1 protein-coding gene is annotated in these 673 nt (G+C 63.4%); it reads left to right on the top strand.

Translation table 11 applies throughout. The features are described 5' to 3' along the window. Window positions 1–673, top strand: a 673-nt coding sequence (locus A3730_RS27745; protein WP_197477702.1) for a 3,4-dihydroxy-2-butanone-4-phosphate synthase, incomplete at both ends; no start/stop codon positions are given.

Raw genomic sequence — 673 nt, 5'->3', positions numbered from 1 at the left:
GGGTGACCACCGGGATCTCTGCCGCTGACCGTGCGCGCACCGTGCAGGCCGCCGTGGCCCGCAATGCCCGCGCCTATGACATTGTCCAGCCGGGGCATATCTTCCCGCTGATGGCCGAGCCGGGTGGCGTGCTGCGCCGTGCCGGTCACACCGAAGCGTCCTGTGATCTGGCGGCGCTGGCCGGTTGCGAGCCGTCCGGGGTGATCTGCGAAGTCATGAATGAAGATGGTTCCATGGCACGCCGGGAAGACCTGGAAGTGTTCGCTGCAGAGCATGACTTGAAGATCGGCACCATCGCCGACCTGATCCAGTATCGCGCCCTGAACGAGCAGACCATCGAGCAGGTGTCCGACCACGAGCTGGATACCTGGTACGGCGATTTTCGCCTGGTGGCGTTCCGCGACACCGTGGACGGGCTGACCCATGTGGCGCTGGTGAAAGGCGAGATCAGTGAAGACGAAGAGGTCACGGTACGGGTGCATCAGGTGGACCCGCTGCGTGATCTGATGAGCGCCAAGATGAATGGCCGCACCGGCTGGAACATGCACCGGGTGCTGGAAACCGTTTCCCAGTCGGATGCCGGGGTGGTGATTATTCTGGGGCAGGATTACGCCTCCAACGATATCGTCGAACGCCTGGATGCCTTCTTCGGCGGCACCGCTGGCAAGCCCAA

This window comes from Alcanivorax sp. HI0044, from assembly GCF_001634945.1.
The sequence above is the reverse complement of the archived record's forward strand: the minus strand, read 5'-3'. Positions and strand labels throughout refer to the sequence as shown.